Origin of the sequence: Paenibacillus sp. FSL K6-0108 (genome assembly GCF_045040695.1) — a bacterium.
Lineage (GTDB): Bacteria > Bacillota > Bacilli > Paenibacillales > Paenibacillaceae > Paenibacillus > Paenibacillus pabuli_B.
On the sequence record NZ_CP150288.1, the window covers coordinates 4,522,489 to 4,545,053 of the forward strand.

Below are 22,565 nucleotides of genomic sequence, written 5' to 3' on the forward strand. Positions count from 1 at the left end.
TATTATACACTTAATCTACTCTAAATTTGTATAGTTTGCAACAATTTCTTTATATTCTGTCGGACTGAATCCCGTATATTCCTTGAACACCTTGGAGAAATAATGCTGATCACTGAACGATAACAGATCTGATAACTCCTTAAACTTCATATCCGGCTGACACTCCATTAATCTGCAAGCTTCCTTAATTCTAAGATTGGTATAATACTGAACAAACGTGACTTGCGTTACGTTTTTAATCACTCGGCTAACATAAGATGGGCTGACGTGAAACTTCATTGCAATGTCGTTGATGGATATTTGGGTATATTTGTTCCGCTTGATGTACTCATCCATTTGCTCAAACAGCACTTCTCTGCTCTTCCGACCTTGGGATTGCAGCATTTCAAAACATTGACTGATCCATTCCATTAATTCACGGCAAAAGTCTTCATATGTTTCTTCATCAAATAACTTTTTTGCTCTAAGATCCAGACCAAGCCTAATGCCAGCCCCTTGCTCTTCAACCAAATGTGCGAATGCGTCCACTACTAAGTTGATAAATCGTTCCATTTCTTTTACATGCACGTTTTCCTCGGTCCATCGATTCATCAACTCGGATAGCTTAAGGGCAAACTGTTCCTTCTGGCGAGCTTGTATCATATGAACAAAAGCAGATTCCAATACGGAATCCATGCAACCTGATTCAGTTCTTGCTACGGAGAAAGGATTTCCGCTATCCAGCACCAATCCACTGTTCAATCGCTGATGCATTGATAAAAGGGACGATACTTGGTGGTAAAGCTCAGACAGATTAACGGATTCCGACCATACCAGTTGTCCTCCAATTGATGTATCCATACCTTGTACAACCAAATATCGCCGCAACGATTCGAGACATTCATGTACGGACGAATACAAATCAAGAATCCCTCTGTTCACAAAAACAATGAATTGATGCGGAGTTTGACTCAGGAACACTTTAGAGGGACGTGGAGCAAAAAAGTCTTCCAAAGAAGCCTGCAGCGTCTGTTGTCCCCATCTTTCCCGTTTCGGGGTGAATGGTTGTCTGCGCAGAATAATCATCAATTGAGCCGAAAATGCAGAATACTCTCCCGGCTTGAGTTCAGCGTAACTATGGGGATCAAGGATTTCTTGTAACTCATGAAAGTTAGTTGACCTCAGTTGGTCCAGTTCTTTAACAACTCTGCCCATGACTTCCTCCAGAGCATCCAGCTCAACAGGTTTTAGCAAATAGTCGAACACCTGCAAATTCAAGGCTTTTCGCGCATATTCAAAATCGCTATAGCCACTGATTAGGATGACCTTCAAATCCGGCTGCACAAGCTTCGCTTGCTCGATCAGGGATAGGCCATCCATCTTGGGCATCCGGATGTCTGTCAACAGAAGATCAATTGGTTCCTTCTGAATCGCTGTCAGCGCCTCTTCCCCGTTCGTGGCCGTAACCGCCACGTGAATTGGAAAGTTCAGCTTATCCAAAAGCATCTTAATATTGCGTAATATGGGTTTGCTATCTTCAACGATCATGATATTATACATATCCTGTTCCTCCTGTAATCAGTAAAAATCCTTCGTCATTGAGCCGATGATTTGAATGGTTGCTCCTTTTTCTTCATCAGCATGATTGTTGTACATGTTAAACAAAAGCCGGTTGCTGTACATCAGTTTAAGCCGATTAACGCTGTTGATGATCCCCATGTTGCCAAGAGCTGTCTGACGATCGGGGGGTTGATTCATTCCGGTGCTGGACTGCTGAATATTGGACAAAATCTCTTCGATTTTGTTTGGCGGGAAGCCTTCTCCGTTATCTTTGATCTCCAAAGCCCATAATCCGTTATACTGCTTCACGGTAATTTGAATACGCCAAGGTGGTGTAATATTAAAAAAAGCATGCTCAATGCAGTTTTCCACAAAAGGCTGAATGACCAACCGCGGCAGCCGGATCTCACTCGCCAGTTCATCAGCATGGATGTTCCACTCCAAATCTTCTTCATACTTCTGTTGTACCAACGACAAATAATGTCTCGTATGCTCAAGCTCATCCGCCATTGTCACATGTGCATAAGGAGATGAAACAATATAACGCAAACTGTCTGATAGATGTTTGCACATTTCAGACACGGTCTGGGTTCTCCCCTCTTGAGCAGCAATGCTGATCAAATACAGGACGTTATGAAGGAAATGAGGAGCAATTTGCGCTTGCAGTGCGGAATTCCGCGCGGTAACTTCTTCATGTAATGCCTTTTTCTCACGATCAATGGACTCTTGTAATCGTTCCATTAAATCCTGAAATGCTTCATTCAACAGCAGCAGGTCATTATTTTTGGGCCGATCCTCTACCTTCAGCTTCATATTGCTGTAATTAATGCGCCATATCTGGCTGCGAAGCTTGCGAATCGGAAGCAACAGGTTGCGCGTGGAGAAGAAAATGTACACAAAAGAAATGAGCATTAACGCTGTAATCAGCAGAATGGACATGCTTTGTACAGAATGAATCGAGCCTAACACCGAATTTTTCGGTGTTACGATAAAAGTAATCCAACCCGTTTGGTGAGACGTGGAATGTGTAACATAATTATTTTGTTCATCAACTGCCAGTCCCTCTTCGAATAATGGGTCCTTCAACACCAACGCGTTCTTGTTTGCTTCCGAGCCAGTCATTTGCTCACCTTGCTTGTTCACAATAAAAACATCCCCTGCTGTAATTCCTTCCGTAAGTTTTTGAATGTAAGCCTGATCCATTTGAATACTAAGGTATCCGTACAGCTTGCCATTCTGATCATTTATTGTTCGGACAAATGAGATGATGTCTGCCTGCCGGAGCAGTATAAAACCGTTTCCGCTCCACTCTCGTCCACTCCTGCTTTTTTCCATCATGGTACTCAGGATCGGTGGAGCATGTCCTGAACCAATATACGATGTGAGCAGCACACCTTGTTTATCATAAATGGACATGTCCTTGATGTTCATGCTGGGGCCGATAGCCTGGAACATGATATCTTTTAGCTTCCTGATTTGTTTTAGTCTTTCATAATTACTTGGAGCCAAGGAACTCTTGTCCATCGTTGCAAAGATATCCTTGTTAGACAATATACGCTGGGACATCTGGTTTTGCTGCTCTACGTATAGGTCAACCTGTTCACGTACCTTTGTGGCAGTGATAAGTGTGTCTTCCTCCGTTTTTTGTGTAAGCGGGCGGATAACGACAAGGTTTACATATACGATGAAGCAGCCTAACACGAACAAAAGCAGTGCCAGAAATGTCAGGAACACCTTGGTCTGCAAGCTGAATTGTGCGGCTCTATGTATCAATTTCACCATTCTTCGAGAAGCCTCCTGTCTTGTCCTGCTGTGTAACTCCCCTGTATCATGTCTAACTGTAGCATGCGTTTGCATGAAATGATAGCGATTTCAAGTTCAGGATTTTACACATGAATATTCAAGCACAGACATGTACCGGAGCAAAAAGGGATTTTATAATTGAATTTGTAAACGGATTCATTACATGTTTCAGAGGGGGATTTGCATTGATTATGCATAAAACAAAAAAAGCAGCATCCATGATTCTGGCCAGCCTGTTATCCATTTCGCTGACCGCTTGCGGATCGGGAGGTACGGATTCCGGCACATCTGCAAGCAATGGCAATAAGAACGCCAAGGTTACACTGGAATTGGCCATTTCCAAGAGCTCACAGGATTCAGCCTTTATCCAGCAGGATATCCTTGATGAGTTTGAGAAACAGACCAACATTTCTGTCAATCTGCAGCTTATTCCGGCCGAGCAAACAACAACTGTGCTGCAAACGAAGCTGGCTGTAGATGAAACTCCTGACATCATTCAATACAATCTGGCCAGCGCGGTGACGGACCTGAACCTTGAACGCAATTTTGAAATTTTGGATAACGAATCCTGGGCCAGCCGAATTGTAAACAAAGATGTGCTCTCCGCTGCCGGTCATATTTACAGCTTTCATGTCAGTCAGGATACGGGTATGCAAGGCGTGGTGTACAACAAACAGATTTTTGCGGATCTGGGTCTGTCCATCCCGACAAGCTATGATCAATTTTTGGCCATCTGTGAAAAAATTAAAGCCGGCGGCATTACTCCAGTATTTATGCCTTATAAAGATGCCTGGGCTGCGAACATCTGGCCCGCCGCAGCATTTGCCGACTTTGTAGCCAAGAATGATCCGTCTTTTTTTGATGAACTCAACAGCAACAAGAAAAAATGGTCCGATATTCCCGAGTTTAAAACGTTTTTGGCGCAGCAATATGAAGTGTACACCAAAGGATATACCAATACGGATGTGCTTAGCGACAGCTATGACATGGCCGTTGGCAAATTCCTGAACAAGGAAGTCGCCATGATGTTTATGGGAGACTGGTTAATTGAAGGCGTAGCACAGCAGGATCCAAGCATGGAGCTCGGCGTATTCCCTATTCCATCTTCTGAAGATGCCAAGCTGGGGGCAAGTCCGCTTGGAGGTCAGCTGTTCATTCCAAAGAAGGCAAAGCATCTGAACGAAGCCAAACAGTTCCTGGACTTTATCGCCTCCAAAGAGATTGCACAGGAAATCGTCGATTCCAAAGGCTATGTATCCAATTTTAGCGACGTTACTACGCCGGAATTGCCCGCGTATAAGCAGGATATCGTCGATAATTACATCACGCCGAAGAAGACAGTGCTGACCACGGATGCTTACATGCTGGTAGATCGCAGTGAGTTATACAGACTGCTTCAGGATCAATTCGCTGGCGGCTTGACACCGGAGGAAGTGTTGAAATCCTGGGATGAAAAGTTCAGTCAACTGATGCAGGATAAGGGCGTTTCCGGTTTCTAAGAAGTGAAATACAGGGCAGCATGTCATTTTTGAATGATGTGCTGCCTAGCCATAACGGAGCGTGAGACATGAAAAGGGCAAAAAATTTATACTCGTATTACATGGTATTTCCGGCACTGCTCATCTACTCGGTCTTTTTTGTAATTCCGGCAATCGCCGCTTTCTATTACTCCTTCACGGATTGGCGCCTCGACCGAATGGATCTGAAGTTTATCGGATGGGACAATTTCGAGAAAATTTTCTCGGACAAAACACTTATTTTAGCGCTTAAAAATACAGCGATTTTTGCCGTTGTCACCGTTGCCGGCAAAAACATTATTGGCCTGCTGCTGGCCGTGGCCCTGAACATGAGATTAAAAACGAAAAATCTGCTGCGTGCGATTTTCTATTCCCCTTCCATTCTGAGCATTCTTGTCATCAGCATCCTGTTCACGCCAATGCTGCGGACGGAGGGTACAATCAATCGCGTATTGGAAGCGGTTGGATTACATTCATTGAGCCAAGCCTGGTTGACCAATCCTTCCCTTGTCATCTGGACCATTGCCATTGTATCCATCTGGCAAAGCGCAGGGTTTCAAATGGCCATCTATCTGGCCGGCTTGCAATCCATTTCCCAAGAGTATTATGAAGCCGCCAAAATTGACGGAGCAAGCTCTTGGAAAAGCTTTTTCAAAATTACACTGCCTTTATTGCTGCCAGCCATCAATATTAATCTGATGTTGACCCTGATTGGCGGGCTCAAAGTATTCTCTGAAGTATACGTCATGACCGGCGGGGGCCCAGGGAACGCTTCTCAAGTAGTTGGTACGATTATTCTACGCTCCTTCGGGGAAGGAAACTGGGGACTTGGTACCGCGGTCAACACCCTTCTGTTTGTAGTTGTCACGATTATTGCTATACCGCTATTGATTTTCATGCGGCGCAAGGAGGTTACGGAATAACATGGGATATACACGCAAACTCGCTATTCGCAACTATGTTGTTGAAGGATTTCTGCTCCTCGCCTCTCTGCTCATTTTGCTGCCCCTGGTGATTCTGATCCTGGGCTCGTTCAAAACGAGCGCTGAAGTACTCAGCTTCTCCTTGAGTTTGCCGGATAAATGGCAGTTTTCAAACTATGTCCGAGTATTTGAAGAAGGCGGTCTGTCCCGAGCATTCCTGAACAGCATCTGGATTACAGGGATCTCGTCTATTATCAACATTGTGGCGTCCTCAGCAGCATCCTTCATTCTGGCACGCCGGGACACAAAACTTTCAAACACAATATATATGTATTTTTTCATGGGACTGATTGCGCCGATGTCGATCATTACGACGATTCGGGTCGTACAGGGATTGGGGTTTTACGGCAGCATATCAAGTGTCATCCTGATTTACGCTGCGCTTAATACCGCTTTTAGCGTATTTTTGTACAGCGGATTTATCAAAACCATTCCGAAAGCGCTGGACGAGGTCGCATTCCTGGAAGGTGCCAGCGTATTCGGTGTGTTTTTCCGTATTGTTACACCGCTCATTCTGCCCGTTAACGCAACGGTAGCGATCATGGTGTTTATGTCGGTATGGAATGATATTACAATTCCGGTATACTTCCTTACGAACAGTTCAACCTGGACGATGCCGCTTTCGATCTATAATTTCTACGGGAAATACAGCCGAGACTGGAACTTGATTTTTGCTAATCTTGTGTTGACTTCACTTCCTGTATTTATCCTCTACTTGTTTGGACAGAAATATATCGTTAGCGGACTTACTGCGGGTGCAGTCAAAGGGTGACCATTGGTATTTAAATAGAAATAAACTTAGGACGCTTTTGGGAAATCAACTCCCAAAGCGTTTTTTTGTCATACTATCTTGACGTTTATTTACAATACACACTTCTTTGTTTATTTCTGAACAAATTCAATGAATCTAACAATTGATTATACATTTCTCCCTTATATAATAATAGATAGATGTTCATTATTGTATAAATGTAAATTTAAATTATACATCAGTGTTACTACAATAATGGATGCCATTCACTTTATCCCAAGCAATCCATTCATGTTGAAAGGAGATGCTACGATGGACAGACCCTATACGATTTGTCATATGCTTAGTTCGTTGGATGGCAAAATTATCGGGGATTTTCTGGAAGATAATCGGTCAGCCTACTTCATTCATGAGTATGAACGTATCCATGACCGCTACGAGTGTAATGCTTGGATGTGCGGACGAATCACGATGCAAGAGCATTTTGCACATGAATATATTCCTCCATCCAATCAAGACAAGCAGTCCCCCATTCCTCGAACGGACTATATTGCACAGAAAGACGTTGAAAGTTATGCCATCGCTATAGATCCACACGGCAAATTGGCTTGGAACCACAATTATATATCCGAAGAGAATGGCAACAGAACAACGGATCACATCATTGAAGTCCTGACTGAAGAAGTTCCTGATGCTTATCTCGCATATCTGCAAGAATTGGGCATCTCTTATATCTTTGGTGGAACGAAAGAGCTGAACGTTGTGACGGTTGTAAAAAAATTGAAAGCATTGTTCTCCATCGATCAATTACTGCTGGAGGGCGGCGGTGTCTTAAACGGTTCTTTCCTGAACGAAGGTTTGATCGATGAGCTGAGTCTCGTATTCGTTCCTTTTGCAGGGGCTAGCTCTCCAGCTTTGACCATCTTTGAGAATGGTTCGAGTTTCAAAGAAACCTTCCCCGTTCATTTTGAATTGAAAAGAGTCGAACAAATGGAACATAACGGATTGTGGATGACTTATCGAGTAGAAGGAAATTCTAAATAATTCTTAAATGTACAACGAATGGAGGATCACATAGCTATGGAAAAAAAACAAACTGCTGGACGAGATATATTGGGTGACTTCGCCCCCAAATTTGCAGAGTTGAATGACGATATTCTATTTGGCGAGGTATGGTCACGAGTAGAAGAATTATCTAGTCATGATCGCAGTATGATTACCGTCTCTGCACTTATTGCCGGTGGAAATTTCGAACAATTAACCCCACACCTTCATAAAGCAAAGGAAAATGGAGTAACTCGTAATGAAGTTTCCGAAATGATTACTCACCTTTCCTTCTATGTGGGCTGGCCTAAGGCATGGTCTGCGTTCAATATTGCAAAAGATATTTTTAAATAAAATAGAAAGTAGGGAACCATCATGACAAACGAACATTTGAGTAACAGCACCATCTTCCCGCTGGGAAAAAAAGTAGAAGCCAATTTTATTGGAGACGCGTATCTGGAGATGGTCTTTACAGATGAAACTCCACTAAACACTAGCATTGGAAATGTCACTTTCGCGCCAGGAGCACGCAATAATTGGCATTCACACGCTGTAGGTCAAGTGTTACTTGTTACAGGTGGTGAAGGCTGGTTCCAGGTAGAGGGTAAACCTGCACAATTACTTAAAACCGGAGATGTTGTAAATATTGCTCCGAACGTTAAGCACTGGCATGGGGCAACAGCCGAAAGCTGGTTTGTGCATCTGGCTATGACACCAGGACAAACGGAATGGTTAGAACCTGTGAATGATGAGTGGTACAACGCGCTCTAAGGCGAAGGAATCTGTATCTAAATGAAAGGAATGAAATTGAATATGTCTAATATTGCGGGTAAAGTTGTAATTCTTACGGGAGCATCCAGTGGGATTGGAGAAGCTACCGCGAAAGTTCTTGCTTCGAAAGGAGCCAAGCTGGTATTGGCAGCTAAGCGAATTTGAAAAAATTGATGTTCTAATCAACAATGCAGGAATCATGCCTCAAGCCTTTCTTTTCAAGAAAAAAGTTGATGAATGGGACAATATGATCGAAGTAAACATTAAGGGTGTCCTCTATGCTATTGCAGCAGTTCTTCCGTCCATGAGAGAACAGAAATCAGGTCATATTTTGAACCTTTCCTCTGTAGCCAGACATAACATTTATCCGGGTGGAACTGTATACTGTGGAACGAAACATGCCGTTACAGCCATCTCCGAAGGCTTGCGCCAGGAAGAAGCCATGAGCGGCACAAATATCAGAGTCACCAATATTTCTCCAGGCGCTGTCAGCAGCGAGTTACTGGAAACGACAAGTGATCCTGAGTCCAAAGCAGGTTTAGATGAGTTCTACAAATCCGCTATTAATGCAGATAACATCGCACGTGCAATCGCATTTGCAATTGAGCAACCATCGGATGTAGCGATTAATGAAATGATTATTCGCCCAACGGTTCAAGTGGGTTAATGGTATTGAATTACTCACAAAAGGAACGAATACAAGCTTCTTATCGAGGCTGCTTCGTTCCTTTTCACATATTAATCTTACAATTTTCGAGCTGTCACCATAGGTTGGTAATACCCCTTGTCCGCAGGGAAATGCCACTCTACATCCTTAAAACCAGTCGCACTTAATACGTTGTTTATATCTTCTCTCAACAATGCTCTGTACTGTGTGCTATTATGTTTGGTTTTCCATTCACCATTCATTTCTTGCACAATAAACTGGTTTGTCGTATACATTTTCCCATCTTCGGCCCAATCCCATACCTGAAAAACAATCTTCTTCCTCTCATCTAAAACACGCGGTTGCGTGGTTGATGGTTTCTCTTTTATCAATACATCGTAATCTCTTATCGTAGCTATGAACAAGCCATTCCGATTGAAAGTTTTAGTTTACCCCGCCGGTCGCGGCTTCTTTCTCAGCTCTTTTTACAGAATCAGGACTTAGGTCAGTCGCACTTACGTTATACCCGTATTTCGCCAGCCCGATTGCTTGTGAACCAGGAAGGTAGATTCTATGACTCAGTCGCCTTCATCCGGATAGAAGAAAATCCAATCGCAATAATTTGCAATTGGATTTTCTAAATTTCTAGTTATAAATCAAATGGTAAAAGGCTTTACCAACTAATTCATAACAATTTAAATTGTGCTAGTGTCAATTACGAATCTGTACTTCACATCTGAAGCTAATACACGTTGGTATGCTGCATCAATGTCATCAGCCGAAATGACTTCGATCATGGGAACGATACTGTGTTTTGCACAGAAATCAAGCATTTCCTGAGTCTCGCGAATGCCTCCGATCATTGAACCTGCAAACGAACGACGATGACCGATGAGAGACATCACGTTGACTGACAATGGCTCCCCAGGAGCACCCACATTAACCAGCGTGCCATCTAACGTAAGCAGTGAGAAATAAGCATTGATATCAATATTCGCACTTACCGTATTAATAATCAGATCAAAGGACCCCGCGAGTTTTCCAAACGTTTCTGGTTCACTTGTAGCATAGTAATGATCTGCCCCGAATTGCAAACCATCCTCTTTTTTCTTCAGTGATTGTGATAGAACAGTTACTTCTGCGCCCATGGCATGTGCAATTTTGACAGCCATATGACCCAGTCCACCCAGACCTACAACCGCTACTTTTTTACCTGGTCCCGCTCCCCAATGATTTAGCGGCGAGTATGTTGTAATACCTGCACAAAGTAGAGGTGCAGCGACATCCAGCTCGATGTTGTCCGGAATACGAACAATGAACTCCTCGGTTACGACGATGTGAGTGGAGTATCCGCCTTGGGTGGGTTCGCCGTACTTATCAACGCCCGCGTAGGTAGGAATATTTCCTTTGAGACAGTACTGCTCTTCTCCTTGGAGACAGTTTTCACATTCGCCACAAGAGTCAACCATGCAGCCGACACCTACTCGGTCACCGACTTTGTACTTGGAAACTTCGGCTCCTATATCCGTGACAATTCCCGCAATTTCATGTCCAGGTACGAGCGGATAGTTTACGGGGCCCCATTCGCCGTGAGCAGTATGGATATCAGAGTGGCATATGCCGGCATATTTAATCTCGATCAGGACATCGTGCAAATCAAGATCGCGTCGGTTAATCTCAGCCGCCCGAAACGATTGGTCCGGACCGTCAACAGCTCGTGCTTTAGCAGTTATCATAATAAAACCTCCTAAGATTATCATCTTTCTTTCTCTTGCAAAACGATCTTAATCCCTCTAGTTAACTCTAGGTCAACCCTCTTTTAGAAACTTTGACATTCTATAACCTGCGTGGTAGAATCCCAAAAGATAATCCTAGAGTTAGCTCGAAGTCTATATTAGTACGAAAAGAGGAAAACAAATGACGTATTCAATTAGTGAAGTTGCTAAAGAATTGAATCTTACCGTATATACATTGCGTTACTACGACAAGGAAGGACTCATGCCTTTTGTAGAACGTACCTCTGGCGGAGCACGAAATTTTAAAGAATCAGATATTGATTTTTTAAAGATCATTCAATGTCTGAAATCTACCGGGATGCCAATTAAGGATATCAAAGATTTTATTGCATGGTGTTCCGAGGGTGATTCCACCTTGCAAGAACGATATGACATGTTTACGGAACGCAAGGCTAGTGTGGAAGCGCAAATGGAAGAACTCAGGAAGACCATGGAAGTCATTGAACATAAACGCGCATATTATAGGACTGCTCTCGATGCTGGAACGGAAGAGATTCATAAAAGCAATCGAATCGGAAATTTCATTGCTAACTAATGACGTGATATTTAACTCACAACAAAGAGCCTAAACGTCTATAGACGTTTAGGCTCTTTGTACTCAATCCAATTTAGCAATGACGTTTTCCTTTTAATAACCCATATCCTTTAATATTTTGGATAATGTGCGCAAACGCTCGCCGATCATTTCATCGTCATCACTCAATGCTTGGCTGAACAGCTTAATATCCTCATTAATTCTCTCATTGTCCGTACAGATCTCCACGGACATCGCATCCCCTTGTAAACCAACCCGATCGATGACAGGCTGCTCTGGATCATATAAATGCTCATATCTATAGGCTTCGCGAAAATGTTCCAAAGATCGACAGATTAAAATGGACAAATCAAGCACGCGATGGAGAGGAAGCTCCTCGGATTGTCTGGACCACTTTTCTCCAGTGTATCTCCATACCTTGGCTGAAATATCAACCTTGCCTCTATCGTTCCACTGAGCCAATCCCAGGGAAAGACCTTTTGCGTCCGTGTTCCCTGCCATTCGACCGTCAACCTTTTCATAGTTATCTGATACAACAACAGGTTTATGTTTTAACGTTGTAGGTATTTTCAATTTCATTCCCTCATTCCGTTTACCTTTTTACTAATTTACTAAACGACGGTTTCATCTTATCTTGATTTTAACCGTTAGTCAAATCAGTCTCCTGTTCATTATTTAATTTTTTGGAGGTCTATTATAGCCTTTGTCTCCATAGGGCTGTAACTTCTGAAGCCACGGCTTCAGGATTTGTTTTTGTTCCCAACGCATATCTGTCACCTTATCAATTTCCTTCTGCTCCAAAACCTCATAAGTGAATGCCTCTTCTCCGAATTCTCTCCATTCTTTTTGCAGCTGGGCATTTGCAAATCGCCCTTGTTCCAGTTGCATCTGCAGAGTAAACCATTTGTTTTTCAAGTTGGGATAGCTGTCGATATAAATTTTACCGTTAATTTTGTTTTTAATTTGGGCTACACCCATATATGTCTTAATCTGTTTATATTCCTCAAGCAGCTCCTTACGCTTATTCATATCCATGTCTCTCTCTCCTTATCTTTTTTAATGAATGATTGTGAAATTATAAATGCCGAGCGATAGTCCGAACTAATTTTGCAGGAAATTCACGTAAATGGGTAATATCCAAAAATCGTTCATAACCATAAATTTCGCTAATGACATCTTTATCTTGGCCAATTGCAGATGCAAGGAAAGTAACTCCTTTCCGTTCATACGCCTCTATGGTTTGCTGCATGTCTTTATTGGCATAGCTTCCAGTGTAATTTTCCATTGCTTTGGGCTGTCCATCACTGATACTAATCAGCAGCTTGGTCTGCTGCGGTGCAAGGATTAATCGTTCCGCTATAATTCTAAGAGCCATTCCATCACGATTGTTACTTCTGGCCTGTATTCCCATAAGTCTAAATCGGTCGTTAGTATTCGGCTGATCGAAGTCGGTATATGCAAAGATCGACATCTGCTCTATCCTGGAAACATCCGCAGTATCACCGTAGATTAATACAGGAATATTGCACATTTGACAGAATTCATATACCGCGATGACTGCACGCTTAGCCGCTTCTAATCTCCCGAACGATGACATCGATGCGGATTCATCCACTCTTAGACCCACCACAAGGGATGGCAATTCCGTTGGAGGGCGCTTTTTAGCAAAATTCCTATAATCCTTATACACGACGCTGTCTGCATGAAACTTGCTGCCATAGTACTTATTCTTCTCAAATTCGGAAGAATACTCATGTTCCAGGAGCAGAAGTGTTTTTCTCGCAATCTCCTGGACAATGGGTATAAGCTCCCTGCTTAGATTGTTATATTCCTTTTGGAAGTCCTGATCGTAATTCGGGCGGTGAACGATCAGTTTTACTTTTTCATGAATCGAATCCGCCACGATCTCTCTTGTGACCTGATTGAGTTTTTTACGGAAATCGCGCTCTTTTTGTTTTGCATCCTCTGGCTTGGGTTCGGGACTATTATGATGCATTGGAGAACCGTCTTCCCCGGTATCCTCACTTCTCGTATCCATAGAGTCAAAGGTTACATGTGCAGCAGTCTCTTCACTATCCACAGATTTCTTTAGTGTAATCCCCTCTTCATCTGTAATACTGCCAAGCTCAACGTCAATGTCGCCTATATCTCCCCACATTTTGATCTCTATGGCAGCGTCATCATTGGATTTCCGTTTTTTTTTACTCCATTCGTGATGCTCTCTACACTGGCGATCAGACCATGCTTGTGGAGTGCTTCTTCCAGAATTTTAACTTCCTCTGAATCGGTGGTTATTTTGTAGATGACCTTGTGATAAAGAGATTCTTTGGCACTGGCTCCTCCTGCAACTGCATCTGTCCAGTAGAAAAAGGAACGCATTCCCGCCACACCTTTGATGGCATTGGCCCGGGCTGTAGTATCCAAAATCATAATCGTATCTGCTAACACGCTCAACACCTGTTCATCCTGATAACCGGTCTTGACTTTGGCACGTTCCATCATGATTTCCTTGCTCGGCAGATCCATCTTTTCCGAATGTTGAACCCTGTCCCGCAGCGCTTCATTTAAATGCCTCGACCCTACATAACTGCGATTGGTTGTAATGACTGCAATGAAGTCCGGATGCCTGTGTATGATTTCAGTAGGAAGATTGATACTACCGTCCAGTTCCAAAGCAGAATTTAACGCCATCAGCACTGCTGCATCCCGAATGACGTTCGGTTCCTGTATTTCCAGAAGATAGCCCTGTTGATAGGCCCTAATGATCTCCGAGGGATAAAATCGGTACTCAACGGCTTCACCGTCCGTATGATCTACAACAAGCTTCAGCAATTGCTTCATCTTGTTGGCTGCTTGTTCTTTTGAAATATCCAATGCTTTCATTATAACTTCCGTTGTGCTTTGAAAATGATCGCTTTCATATAATGCTTTCAAAGCGGTTTGCTCCGAAGGTTCCAATGTTTCTAATCGTTCAGAAGAAATCACCGGCAAAATAGCCCCAATAATATCCGATTTGTCCATATCCGCAAAACAGGTCACTTTTGTATAGGGCAGTCCGAAATTAGCGGATAATGCTTTTGCGAGTTGTGTTTTGCCAGAACCCGCATCTCCTTCTAACAGAATATTGGCAATCTTCATTTCCCCACGATGCCAGTTCCGTTTTACTTCTTTACTAATACGTCGTTCTTCTTCGCTGGGCTTATGAGACAGTGGCTTTTTCCACACCAACCTTTTTTCATCATCTGTTAGTACTCGCTCAGGTGACAAAAAATACTCTTCATGTTGATGTTCCTGCATTGTTTTCTCCTCCCTGTCCGTCATGATGATGGAATTTCCTCGGCTTTATTTTTTCTTACAATGACAATGGGAAGCAATAATAACGCACCGATCATCACAAACACACCACTCGCTATAAATACACTAAGGAGGGAAAACGTATCCTTGAGATAGCCGGAGGTAAGCATGCCAATCACCATCATTCCCATAAAAATCGGCATGATCGCTCCGGATACCCGGCCAATAAATGCCCCTTCCGTATTCCGCACAAGAAGCGTCTGAATTCCACCTTGGATACACGGGAAGAACAAACCGCTGATTACGAGCAGAATAATGGTTAACCAAATTTGTGTTGATGCGCCCATTCCAACCGTACAGATCGCATTAACAAGTAAGCCGACTAAAAGCAATACCTGTGGTTTTACTTTTTTAGCGATCGTGATAATTACAGCACCTCCGACCAACATGGCGGCCCCATTTGCCATTACCAGCCATTGTAAGAACTCTTTATCCTGACCCAAATTTTCAATGACAAGAAAGAGCTGAAGCGGCTGAGTCAGTCCTGATGCCAAACCAACTGCCGAGAAAGTTAATCCAAGTGTTCTCAAGGATTTATTCGCCCCGATATAACGCAGGCCATCTGTCAGCTCTTTAACGAAGCCGCCAGTATCCCCTGATTTCTCCTCCTCCACATCCCGGGGAAGTAATGATAATACAAGCGAAGAGCCCAGAAACATGATCGCTGTCAGGATGAGGGATACGCTAATGCCAAACTTAATGAATATAAACGTGCCGATAACCGGCCCCAAAACCATAAAGACAGCAACAAGCGTTTGGGACATGGCCATGACGCCCTGCAATTGTTCGGCTGGTACATGGCGTTTGTACAGTTTCATCGCCGAAGGCTGAGAAAACTGTGACAAGCTGGCAGAAACGAAAGATCCAATCAGAAGTGCAATCCATCCACCATTCATGACTGCAAGCAACACTACGCCAACAGACAAACCTGATAATAAATCGCTCCATACCATTGTTTTTTTCGGCCGCCATCGGTCGGCAAAGGTACCGCCAATCAGGCCAAATATAAAGATCGGTGAAAATTCCGCTACCGAAATCAGTGATATATCAACCGGGTTATTATGCGTCAATTCGGAAACATAAAGAAGAACGGCATAATTCCGGATCCAAATTCCGAGCTGCAAGAGCACCCGGGAAAGGATAATCGTTCGAACATATAGATTGGCAAACATGTTAATACCCCATATCCTTTAAGATTTTTGTTAACGTACGAAGCCGTTCACTATTCATTTCATCATCATCTTGCAGAGCCTGACTGAATAACTGAATGTTCTCATTCATGCTCTCATCGTCTATAGAAATTCCCAATGTCATGGCATTGCCTTGGAGAGCAATGCGATCGATAACAGACTCCTGTAGATCATAAAGATGCTCATGTCGATAGGCTTCTTGAAAATGGTCGAGGGATCTACAGATCAGAATCGACAAATCAAGCACACGATGAAGAGGCAGCTCTTCTGATTGCACTGAGCATTTTTCTCCCGTGTTCTCCCACACCTTAGCCGAAATATTGACCTTTCCCCGATCGTCCCACTGGGCCAAGCCCAGTGAAAGAGCTTTTGCGCCCAGGTTGCTGGCCAGTCGGCCATCCACCTTTTCATAGTGCTTCACTACGACAACAGGCTTATGCTCTAGAGCAACGGCATCTTTCATTTTTTTTCCTCCTATTCATCAACTTTTTATTTAGTAATTTACTAAATTACTAATTTACTAAATAACGGCTTCATTCTATACAGGATATCTTCCTTCGTCAACCGTTTTTTGAATTCACCATTTTCACCTCGTACATGAACTGTATCCGTAAAAACAAAAAAAGCCGCTAAATTAGCGGCTTTCCGTGCTTGAACATATATAATTATGGTAACTCAATTTATCTAAAAGGGGTATGCTAATTGGTACTTGGAATCGAGTAATCCACTTTAGGAGATGTGGCTCCTCCTTCAGGCTTCAATTGAATGGATCGCTGGCAGATCGCTGTGATCCCAAAAGCCATGAGAGCTAGTATTACAGCTACCGGTGGCACCCAATTTACACCACCCAAATTAACAGCAAGCCCACCAACTCCGGAGCCGAGCGCGATTCCAACATTTGCTGCCACGGGCAGCAACGTGGAGGCAAACGGTCTGGAATTCGGCGCAATCGCTCCAGAGATGTCGAAAAGATAGAGCTGGGACGCTGCGCTCATCGATGACGATAGGCAACCGATCAGGAACAGGAACGCCAACCCCAACCACAGGTGAGACACGGTGAAGCTGAGTCCCAAAAAGATCGCTGCTTGTACAACGAAGAGCCACTTGAGCTTGGGTAAAAAGTCCCCTTTGGCTATTTTAGCACCGATCCAATTGCTCAGTATGCTGCAGGCACCGTAGATGAGGAGTACAGCGCTAATCCAACCTGCGGGTATACCCATGGACTGTCCGAGCAACGGGGTGATATACGTAAAGATCACAAAAATACAACTGTTTCCAAGCACCGGAATCAAACAAGCCAGCAATATTTGCGGTTTCATAAATAGCGCCATCTGGTCACTGAATGAACCGGCAATGGTCGTTGTTTGCCTTGGAAGTATCCGAAACATGAATAGGAATGGCACGACCCCGATGCATGCCGTAACCACAAACGTCATGGACCAGTTCAAATGCTGTCCAATGAAGGTGCCAAGCGGGACGCCAAGCACATTGGCGATGGAAAACCCACCAAGTATCCAGGCGATTGCTTCCCCTCTCCGTTCCCGATTAACTGCGTCGCTTGCAATCGAGATCGAAAGCGATATCGTAAGTCCGCATGCTACGGCTGAAATGATCCGAATAACCATCAAGGAATAGAACGTCGTTGAGAAAATGGTAAGTACGTTCAAGGCAAGCACGACTGCAAACCCGATTAAAATGGAGTTTCTTCGGGGGATTTTGGCCAAGAACGCAACGGCAAACGGTGTCCCGATCGCATAGGCAATGGCGAAGCCGGATACGAGCGCGCCTGCGGCAGCCAGCGATACTTTCAGATAGGTTTCGATTTCCTTCAATACGCCCACAATCACGTATTCGGTTGTTCCCAATACAAAGCTAACCAATGTAAGTGTTAAAATAAGTAAATTTTCTCTTTTTCTAGTCAATAATAAGCCCTCACAATTCTCTCTAATGTTGCAAGCGTTTCATTTTCTTAAATGGAGTATATTCTTAGCAAAATTTGCTTTCACATCCCTTCAATTCGATATATAGTACATATTATTGATAGTGAAATTGTACTGTCAGACATGCCCGGCGACAATCAAGGTTGTTGTGATTTTCATCCAAAACATTATGTATGTTGTCATTTCACCACAGAAGTTTGAAAGGAAGACATTAATGAATACACACCATGAGCCTGACCGACTGTATGAAGATCAAAATTGCATTATTATTTATGTAGGGAAGTTGCCAGACAATCCCCATTGGAGTTTTCCGACCCATAAGCATGATGATTTGCATGAGATTATTTACGTTAATGAAGGTCAGGGTTCATTCACGATTGATGGGATCAAGCACTCAGCCCAAAAGGGAGATCTGCTTGTCTATAACAAAGGAACACTTCATGAGGAAAAATCGGATCCGGAATTCCCTTTATCCACCTTTTATTGCGGTTTTCGTTTCAAACAGGGTACCCGTGCCAACAACGATTGGGTTATTCCTCCCGGCAGCGAGCCAGTCGTTCGTGCCAATCGTTATTCGGAAGAGATCCGTTCGTTAATGCAGACCATGTTCAATGAATTTTCAATCCGGGAAGACGGATATGACTCGATTTCCCATCTTCTGCTGAATGCCGTTTTGCTGATTATCGATCGCATGACCCACCACCAGCGCACAGCAAGCGAGATCGTTCGAAGCAATACCCTCGCCGAAAGCATCAAAGACTATCTGGATACGAACTATCGTCAAAACATTAAACTGAAAGACTTGGCTGACCAATTCCATATTGACTTCTACTACTTGATCCATATGTATAAAAATTGCTATGGCACCTCCCCCTATCATTACCTCATTCAGCGAAGAATGGGAGAAGCGACCCGTCTGTTGGTTTCGACCAAGAAAAAAGTATGGGAAATCTCCAAGTTGGTCGGTTACGAGAATCCGAACTACTTTACAATTCTGTTTACCAAAACGGTCGGTGAATCTCCGAGAAGTTTCCGCAAAAGAAATCAAAAAGACATGTTCGATGCCTCTTTCAACTAAAAAAAGGTAGCCGGAGGGCTACCTTTTCTGTCATACGTCAAGAAGAGACTATGTGTATGTTTACTGGCAAGTTCTCATATTTGCCGCTCATGTTTTATAATTGAAGTGCTTCGTTAGGGGCTTCATCAGAGTCTGGTTCAACATGAACATGAACAGTGTATACCTCATGTTCTCTTAACAATTCGTCTTCTACATTTGTTGAAATATCATGAGCTTTCTGTAAATCCAAATCCGATCGCACAAGAATTACCACATCGACAACGGCATTATTACCGTAATTCCGGGCTCTTAAATCTTTAACCGCCTCTACGCCATCTACATTGGCAATTGTACTCCTGTATTCCTTGATAAGCTCTTCGTCAAATCCATCTGTAAGATGGTGTGTTGCTTCCCGAAAAATGTCCCAAGCGGTTTTACATATTAGAAAGCCCACCGCTACAGCTGTTAATGGATCGAGCCATGGTAGGCCGAATTGTGAACCAATAATCCCTATAACTGTCCCTATACTAACCCATGCATCAGAGATATTGTCTTTTGCAGCTGCCATAACCGCCTGGCTCTTGATCTTCAAAGCAAGTCTTTTGTTATATCTGTATACGAGATACATCACTGCGGCACAGAAAATGCCTGTCCATACTGCGAAGATGTCCGGAGATTCGCTTTTTCCCTGGAATACGGAGGTAATCGCTTCGTATAACACTTGTATACCTACTACCATCATGATAAAAGAAGCAACCAGTGAGGCAACGGTTTCTGCTTTCCAATGTCCGTATGTATGATCTTTATCAGCAGGTCGTTGAGCAAGTCTCAGACCGATAAGAACCGCGATCGAAGCTATAATATCGGTAGCATTGTTTAACCCGTCGGCTTTCAACGCTTCAGAATTAGACATATAACCGATCATCATTTTAATTGCAGTCAAACCAATATAAGCAATAATACTGATGATTGCTCCCTTTTCACCCAATTTTAAGTTGTCATACTTTATTTGCTCCACTAAACATAATCCCCCTGATTCCAACTGTTTTCTAGCACTTGTACGATGGTATCACCACGATGTTGTGTGGGTCTAGAGAAACGTTTTGAACCAAGTAAAACAATGTCTGAACAACGAAAGAGTTTGACCTCGGCCAAAAAAAGTTGCGATAAGTAAACTTATTGCCAAAGAATGAAGAACTCCACAGGGTAGAAGTTATTGGATACGGCTTGATACCATAACTTCTATTCCCAAAACAAAAAAGCCGCTATATTAGCGACTTCTATATCTATTATGCCCTCTTCTCTCCGGAAGCAGCTGCTACTCAATTTAGATATTAGTGAATATCTTTCTTTTTGAAATTGCCGCCCTTCACTTCGGCTACGTCGTACACTACAATAAAAGCATTGGGGTCAATTTCGTGAATGATATCCTTGATTTTGCTTTCTTCCATACGGTTGATGACGCAGGTAATCTCTTTGAATTGTTCATTGGAATAGCCACCATAAGCATCGGTATAGGTTGCTCCACGACCTAATCGGTCACGAATGGTTTCGACCATGATCTCCGGTTGATTGGTAATAATTTTGAAGGTTTTGGACCCGCTCAAACCTTCTTCAACGATATGTATCACTTTGGAAGCGATGTAATAAGCAAGTGCGGACAGAATCGCCCCTTGCAGTCCAAATACGGTTGATACGACAATAAAGACAAACATGTTCAAGAATAAGATTAGATCACTGGTTCCAAAAGGTAATTTTCGTGAAAGCAGTACAGCCAGCATATCGATGCCATCCAATGCCCCGCCATTACGCAATGCCAAACCCATACCAAAACCGATAATAATCCCGCCCACGACGGTAATTAACAAGGTATCCCCTTGAATAATTGTTGGTACATGGTGCATAAGGCTTGTACCGACAGCTAGCGAGGCAATACCAATAACGGAATAAATAGCAAAGCTTTTACCAATCTGTTTATAGCCTAACCATACAAATGGAATGTTGATGATCCCAATCAGCATCCCTAAAGGTAAACCAAACAGCTGTGAGCCAACGATACTAAGACCGGTCACACCACCGTCTGATACATTGTTTGGAATTAATACAGCTTCCAGACCATATGAGGTAATAAAAGCCCCGATCATAATCAATAATACTTTGGAGATGATTTTCAGTTTGTTAGACTTCTGCACGTTCCTTTGATTCATTCCTTTTCCCCCTTGGACAATTAAGCGATAAAAAATAGTCTATAATAAATATCACTATTTTGGCAATAGATCGTCATATATGTAACCACTGAATTCGCTCTGCTCGTTTCCTCGATCAGATTACATTATTTCCCGATTGATACTCGATATGCCGTAATTTTATTCTCTAGCATCTGATCTGCTGCGTGAAGTGTGTGCATCTGGTGTTGAATCGCCTCTTTGTGCTCTTCCAGCAACTTCAAACGCTCTGCAGCCGTATGCTCACCTTCCTGATATAAGGATGCGTACTTTTTGATGATAGCGATGGGCATTTGAGTCTCTTTTAGTTTGATTACAAATTGCAACCAATTGAGATGTGACTCGTTGTATCGTCTATCTCCACTAGCATCACGGAGCGGTATGATAATCTGCTCCTTCTCATAATAACGCAATGTGTGGGTACTGATACCGAGTAGTTCAGCCACTTCACCGATTGTATGCATAGTGATCCTCCTTCTATATTCCGCTTGACTTAGAGTAAGCTCTAATCAGTATAATCAACTCGTACTCATATCACAATAAATAATGAACCGAAATCCAGGAGGAATATTCATGAAGTATACAGTAATTACCGGTGCCAGTTCGGGCATTGGCTATGAAGCAGCTTTGGCTTTTGCGGCTCGCGGCAAACATTTGATCCTGGCTGCACGCAGAACCGACGAACTGGAGAAGTTAAAATCAAAAGTAACTGAAATTGATCCTGATTTGGACATTGTCATTCGCACGGTGGATCTGTCCATCGCTGCCAATGTCCATGCATTTTATGAAAGTCTCCATCAGTACTCAATCGAGACATGGATTAACAACGCAGGGTTCGGAAATTTTGCTTCGGTTGGTGAACAGCATCTACCTAAAATCGAACAGATGCTTCATCTGAATATAGAAGCATTAACCATTCTTTCTTCCCTCTATGTACGTGATTATGCAGAGGTTGAGGGCACACAGATTATTAACATCTCCTCTGGAGGTGGATATACGATCGTGGCGGATGCAGTAACCTACTGTGCAACAAAGTTCTATGTAAGTGCCTTTACGGAAGGGCTCGCACAGGAATTAAATGGAAAACGTGCAGCAATGCAAGCCAAAGTACTTGCGCCTGCGGCAACGGAAACGGAATTTGCGGAACGTGCTTTTGATCTGGACCAGTTCGAATATGAGGGCCGTGTTCCCCAATTCCATACAGCAGAACAAATGGCTGGATTTTTGCTTGAGTTATATGACAGCGAAAGCGTCGTCGGTATTGTAAATGGATTAACCTATGAGTTTGAATTGAAAGAACCGATTTTTCCGTATGCCGCGAGAGCAGCCTCGAAACCCAACGATTAATCATAAACACAACCGTTTACTCATCCTATGGTAAACGTCAAAAGGGAACCTGTGATCAGGTTCCCTT

At 43.1% G+C, this 22,565-nt stretch carries 23 protein-coding genes and 1 pseudogene; 10 read left to right on the forward strand and 14 right to left on the reverse strand.

What is annotated here, in order from left to right; all coding sequences use genetic code 11:
* Positions 1–15: 15 nt before the first annotated feature.
* Both MHB49_RS20270 and MHB49_RS20275 read right to left on the reverse strand, forming a co-directional pair.
* Positions 16–1,539: a response regulator gene (locus tag MHB49_RS20270; RefSeq protein ID WP_405152764.1), complete on the reverse strand. Its 1,524-nt coding sequence runs from the start codon at positions 1,537–1,539 to the stop codon at positions 16–18.
* 18 nt (positions 1,540–1,557) lie between these two features.
* Positions 1,558–3,321 carry a sensor histidine kinase gene (locus MHB49_RS20275; protein WP_405152765.1) on the reverse strand — a complete coding sequence of 588 codons (1,764 nt, stop codon included), beginning with the start codon at positions 3,319–3,321 and terminating at the stop codon, positions 1,558–1,560.
* Positions 3,322–3,533: 212 nt separating this feature from the next.
* On the opposite strand from MHB49_RS20275, the gene MHB49_RS20280 reads away from it, so the two are divergent.
* The 7 genes and pseudogenes from MHB49_RS20280 (at position 3,534) to MHB49_RS20310 (ending at position 9,075) form a co-directional block, all read left to right on the forward strand.
* On the forward strand, positions 3,534–4,841 hold the full coding sequence (locus MHB49_RS20280; protein ID WP_405152766.1) for an ABC transporter substrate-binding protein: 1,308 nt from the start codon (positions 3,534–3,536) through the stop codon (positions 4,839–4,841).
* A gap of 68 nt (positions 4,842–4,909) precedes the next feature.
* Complete coding sequence (locus tag MHB49_RS20285; RefSeq protein ID WP_405152767.1) at positions 4,910–5,782, forward strand: carbohydrate ABC transporter permease; 873 nt, start codon at positions 4,910–4,912, stop codon at positions 5,780–5,782.
* 1 nt (position 5,783) lies between these two features.
* On the forward strand, positions 5,784–6,614 hold the full coding sequence (locus tag MHB49_RS20290; RefSeq protein WP_076289194.1) for a carbohydrate ABC transporter permease: 831 nt from the start codon (positions 5,784–5,786) through the stop codon (positions 6,612–6,614).
* 291 nt (positions 6,615–6,905) lie between these two features.
* Positions 6,906–7,637, forward strand: coding sequence for a dihydrofolate reductase family protein (locus MHB49_RS20295; RefSeq protein WP_405152768.1), 732 nt, complete (start codon positions 6,906–6,908; stop codon positions 7,635–7,637).
* Between the two features lie 36 nt (positions 7,638–7,673).
* Positions 7,674–7,991, forward strand: coding sequence for a carboxymuconolactone decarboxylase family protein (locus tag MHB49_RS20300; protein WP_099856187.1), 318 nt, complete (start codon positions 7,674–7,676; stop codon positions 7,989–7,991).
* A 21-nt stretch (positions 7,992–8,012) separates the two neighbouring features.
* Complete coding sequence (locus tag MHB49_RS20305; protein WP_405152769.1) at positions 8,013–8,408, forward strand: cupin domain-containing protein; 396 nt, start codon at positions 8,013–8,015, stop codon at positions 8,406–8,408.
* A gap of 42 nt (positions 8,409–8,450) precedes the next feature.
* Positions 8,451–9,075, forward strand: a pseudogene (locus MHB49_RS20310) (SDR family oxidoreductase).
* Between the two features lie 77 nt (positions 9,076–9,152).
* Here MHB49_RS20310 and MHB49_RS20315 read toward each other — a convergent pair.
* Positions 9,153–9,446 (reverse strand): hypothetical protein, encoded by a 294-nt coding sequence (locus tag MHB49_RS20315; RefSeq protein ID WP_405152770.1) that lies wholly within the window; start codon positions 9,444–9,446, stop codon positions 9,153–9,155.
* Positions 9,447–9,749: 303 nt separating this feature from the next.
* Positions 9,750–10,790: an NAD(P)-dependent alcohol dehydrogenase gene (locus tag MHB49_RS20320; RefSeq protein ID WP_405152771.1), complete on the reverse strand. Its 1,041-nt coding sequence runs from the start codon at positions 10,788–10,790 to the stop codon at positions 9,750–9,752.
* A gap of 181 nt (positions 10,791–10,971) precedes the next feature.
* Here MHB49_RS20320 and MHB49_RS20325 point away from each other — a divergent pair, with 181 nt between their 5' ends.
* Positions 10,972–11,385, forward strand: a complete 414-nt coding sequence (locus tag MHB49_RS20325; protein WP_247897937.1) for a MerR family transcriptional regulator — start codon at positions 10,972–10,974, stop codon at positions 11,383–11,385.
* Between the two features lie 93 nt (positions 11,386–11,478).
* Here MHB49_RS20325 and MHB49_RS20330 read toward each other — a convergent pair whose 3' ends face one another.
* The 7 genes from MHB49_RS20330 to MHB49_RS20360 all read right to left on the reverse strand — a co-directional run bounded on the left by MHB49_RS20330 (position 11,479) and on the right by MHB49_RS20360 (position 17,851).
* The gene (locus MHB49_RS20330) at positions 11,479–11,958 is read right to left on the reverse strand and encodes a DUF6530 family protein (RefSeq protein WP_113054430.1); all 480 of its coding nucleotides are present in this window, start codon (positions 11,956–11,958) and stop codon (positions 11,479–11,481) included.
* Between the two features lie 102 nt (positions 11,959–12,060).
* The gene (locus tag MHB49_RS20335) at positions 12,061–12,420 is read right to left on the reverse strand and encodes a GIY-YIG nuclease family protein (protein ID WP_247897938.1); all 360 of its coding nucleotides are present in this window, start codon (positions 12,418–12,420) and stop codon (positions 12,061–12,063) included.
* 40 nt (positions 12,421–12,460) lie between these two features.
* Positions 12,461–13,543, reverse strand: a complete 1,083-nt coding sequence (locus tag MHB49_RS20340; RefSeq protein ID WP_405152772.1) for a vWA domain-containing protein — start codon at positions 13,541–13,543, stop codon at positions 12,461–12,463.
* A gap of 8 nt (positions 13,544–13,551) precedes the next feature.
* Entirely contained in the window at positions 13,552–14,682 is a 1,131-nt protein-coding gene (locus MHB49_RS20345; RefSeq protein WP_405152773.1) for an AAA family ATPase, read from the reverse strand.
* Positions 14,683–14,702: 20 nt separating this feature from the next.
* Entirely contained in the window at positions 14,703–15,911 is a 1,209-nt protein-coding gene (locus MHB49_RS20350; RefSeq protein ID WP_247897941.1) for an MFS transporter, read from the reverse strand.
* Between the two features lies 1 nt (position 15,912).
* Positions 15,913–16,392, reverse strand: a complete 480-nt coding sequence (locus MHB49_RS20355) for a DUF6530 family protein (protein ID WP_405152774.1) — start codon at positions 16,390–16,392, stop codon at positions 15,913–15,915.
* A 235-nt stretch (positions 16,393–16,627) separates the two neighbouring features.
* A complete protein-coding gene (locus MHB49_RS20360; RefSeq protein WP_405152775.1) occupies positions 16,628–17,851 on the reverse strand; it encodes an MFS transporter in 1,224 nt (407 codons plus the stop codon).
* 232 nt (positions 17,852–18,083) lie between these two features.
* Here MHB49_RS20360 and MHB49_RS20365 point away from each other — a divergent pair, with 232 nt between their 5' ends.
* Positions 18,084–18,947, forward strand: coding sequence for a helix-turn-helix domain-containing protein (locus tag MHB49_RS20365; RefSeq protein ID WP_405152776.1), 864 nt, complete (start codon positions 18,084–18,086; stop codon positions 18,945–18,947).
* Between the two features lie 94 nt (positions 18,948–19,041).
* On the opposite strand, the gene MHB49_RS20370 is transcribed toward MHB49_RS20365, so the two are convergent.
* The 3 genes from MHB49_RS20370 to MHB49_RS20380 form a co-directional block, all read right to left on the reverse strand.
* Entirely contained in the window at positions 19,042–19,944 is a 903-nt protein-coding gene (locus tag MHB49_RS20370; RefSeq protein WP_405152777.1) for a cation diffusion facilitator family transporter, read from the reverse strand.
* A gap of 316 nt (positions 19,945–20,260) precedes the next feature.
* Entirely contained in the window at positions 20,261–21,133 is an 873-nt protein-coding gene (locus tag MHB49_RS20375; RefSeq protein ID WP_405152778.1) for a YitT family protein, read from the reverse strand.
* Positions 21,134–21,258: 125 nt separating this feature from the next.
* The gene (locus MHB49_RS20380) at positions 21,259–21,615 is read right to left on the reverse strand and encodes a MerR family transcriptional regulator (protein WP_405152779.1); all 357 of its coding nucleotides are present in this window, start codon (positions 21,613–21,615) and stop codon (positions 21,259–21,261) included.
* A 109-nt stretch (positions 21,616–21,724) separates the two neighbouring features.
* Between MHB49_RS20380 and MHB49_RS20385 the strand changes: the two genes are divergently transcribed.
* Positions 21,725–22,498: an SDR family NAD(P)-dependent oxidoreductase gene (locus tag MHB49_RS20385; RefSeq protein WP_405152780.1), complete on the forward strand. Its 774-nt coding sequence runs from the start codon at positions 21,725–21,727 to the stop codon at positions 22,496–22,498.
* Positions 22,499–22,565 lie beyond the last annotated feature (67 nt).

Excerpts from the sequence above, each read along its gene's own strand:
- MHB49_RS20270 (WP_405152764.1), bottom strand. The coding sequence starts at position 1,539 with ATGTATAATATCATGATCGTTGAAGATAGCAAACCCATATTACGCAAT.
- MHB49_RS20275 (WP_405152765.1), bottom strand. The coding sequence starts at position 3,321 with ATGGTGAAATTGATACATAGAGCCGCACAATTCAGCTTGCAGACCAAG.
- MHB49_RS20280 (WP_405152766.1), top strand. The coding sequence starts at position 3,534 with ATGCATAAAACAAAAAAAGCAGCATCCATGATTCTGGCCAGCCTGTTA.
- MHB49_RS20285 (WP_405152767.1), top strand. The coding sequence starts at position 4,910 with ATGAAAAGGGCAAAAAATTTATACTCGTATTACATGGTATTTCCGGCA.
- MHB49_RS20290 (WP_076289194.1), top strand. The coding sequence starts at position 5,784 with ATGGGATATACACGCAAACTCGCTATTCGCAACTATGTTGTTGAAGGA.
- MHB49_RS20295 (WP_405152768.1), top strand. The coding sequence starts at position 6,906 with ATGGACAGACCCTATACGATTTGTCATATGCTTAGTTCGTTGGATGGC.
- MHB49_RS20300 (WP_099856187.1), top strand. The coding sequence starts at position 7,674 with ATGGAAAAAAAACAAACTGCTGGACGAGATATATTGGGTGACTTCGCC.
- MHB49_RS20305 (WP_405152769.1), top strand. The coding sequence starts at position 8,013 with ATGACAAACGAACATTTGAGTAACAGCACCATCTTCCCGCTGGGAAAA.
- MHB49_RS20320 (WP_405152771.1), bottom strand. The coding sequence starts at position 10,790 with ATGATAACTGCTAAAGCACGAGCTGTTGACGGTCCGGACCAATCGTTT.
- MHB49_RS20325 (WP_247897937.1), top strand. The coding sequence starts at position 10,972 with ATGACGTATTCAATTAGTGAAGTTGCTAAAGAATTGAATCTTACCGTA.
- MHB49_RS20335 (WP_247897938.1), bottom strand. The coding sequence starts at position 12,420 with ATGGATATGAATAAGCGTAAGGAGCTGCTTGAGGAATATAAACAGATT.
- MHB49_RS20340 (WP_405152772.1), bottom strand. The coding sequence starts at position 13,543 with ATGTGGGGAGATATAGGCGACATTGACGTTGAGCTTGGCAGTATTACA.
- MHB49_RS20345 (WP_405152773.1), bottom strand. The coding sequence starts at position 14,682 with ATGCAGGAACATCAACATGAAGAGTATTTTTTGTCACCTGAGCGAGTA.
- MHB49_RS20350 (WP_247897941.1), bottom strand. The coding sequence starts at position 15,911 with ATGTTTGCCAATCTATATGTTCGAACGATTATCCTTTCCCGGGTGCTC.
- MHB49_RS20355 (WP_405152774.1), bottom strand. The coding sequence starts at position 16,392 with ATGAAAGATGCCGTTGCTCTAGAGCATAAGCCTGTTGTCGTAGTGAAG.
- MHB49_RS20365 (WP_405152776.1), top strand. The coding sequence starts at position 18,084 with ATGAATACACACCATGAGCCTGACCGACTGTATGAAGATCAAAATTGC.
- MHB49_RS20375 (WP_405152778.1), bottom strand. The coding sequence starts at position 21,133 with ATGAATCAAAGGAACGTGCAGAAGTCTAACAAACTGAAAATCATCTCC.
- MHB49_RS20380 (WP_405152779.1), bottom strand. The coding sequence starts at position 21,615 with ATGCATACAATCGGTGAAGTGGCTGAACTACTCGGTATCAGTACCCAC.
- MHB49_RS20385 (WP_405152780.1), top strand. The coding sequence starts at position 21,725 with ATGAAGTATACAGTAATTACCGGTGCCAGTTCGGGCATTGGCTATGAA.